A 1,198-nucleotide genomic window follows, 5' to 3' on the forward strand; every position below is an offset into this window, starting at 1 on the left:
TGCAGTAGTTAAGAGTTGATCTGACACTTGGGTATTTTTAAGTAACCACACTTTCAAACCCCAAAATGTCAGATCATGAACTCTGAGACAAAAGTAATCAAAGCGAAGCTTGGGCTATTGCAATTGGCCCAGGAGTTACGCAACGTGTCGCGTGCATGCAAGGTAATGGGCGTTAGCCGCGACAGTTTCTACCGGTTCCAACAACTCTACGAGCAAGGTGGCGAAGCGGGCTTGCGCGAGATCAGCCGCAAAAAGCCCATCCCCGCCAACCGGGTGCTTCCGGAAGTGGAAGCCGCTGTTGTAAGGTGGGCTACCGACAACCCGGCCTTCGGCCAGTTCCGCGTCGCCAACGAATTGCTCCGGGGAGGGGTTTTTATCTCGGCTGCCGGGGTGCGCTGCGTCTGGAAGCGGCATGGCCTGGAGACCTTTTCCAAGCGCCTGCGAGCCCTCGAGGAGCGCGTAGCCGGCGAGGGGCTGGTACTCACCGAAGCTCAGCTCGCGAGCCTGGAACGTAAAAAGGACGAGGACGAGGCTCATGGCGAGATCGAAACTGAGCATCCGGGTTATCTCGGAGCACAGGACACCTACTACGTGGGCAATATCAAGGGCGTTGGCCGCATCTACCAGCAGACCTTCATCGATACCTACTCCCGCGTGGCCCACTGCAAGCTCTACACCGGCAAGCACGCCCTGACGGCCGCCGATCTGCTCAATGACCGGGTGGTGCCCTTCTTTGACGAGCAGGGGGTGCCGCTGCTGCGCATCCTCACCGACCGGGGCACGGAGTACAACGGCGCCTCCGATGGGCATGAATACCAGCTCTATTTGCAAGTGGAAGGCATCGAACACAGCCGCACCAAGGTGCGTCATCCCCAGACCAACGGCATCTGCGAGCGCCTGCACCGCACCATGCAGGAGGAGTTCTACGCCGTCGCCTTCCGCAAAAAGCTCTATCAGACACTCGAGGAACTGCAGGCGGATCTCGACACCTGGCTCCACTACTACAACTGCGAGCGAGCACACTCCGGCCGTTACTGCTTCGGAAAAACGCCCATGCAAACATTCACCGGAGCACGTACCTTGCTGCAGCAGAAACTTCCCGACACGCAGTTCAATCAACCCTTATCCTAAAATCCAAATCCTTTTGAATAACCCTCCAAACAACCCGAACTGTCAGATCAACTCCTAACTATTACAG

The 1,198-nt window shown here is 57.0% G+C and carries 1 protein-coding gene; it reads left to right on the forward strand.

The genetic code is table 11. The features are described 5' to 3' along the window. Positions 1-75: 75 nt before the first annotated feature. A complete protein-coding gene (locus tag ABD937_RS23510; protein ID WP_425185818.1) occupies positions 76-1,131 on the forward strand; it encodes an IS481 family transposase in 1,056 nt (351 codons plus the stop codon). Positions 1,132-1,198: the final 67 nt, after the last annotated feature.

This window comes from Flaviaestuariibacter amylovorans (assembly GCF_039541815.1).
Lineage (GTDB): Bacteria > Bacteroidota > Bacteroidia > Chitinophagales > Chitinophagaceae > Flavisolibacter > Flavisolibacter amylovorans.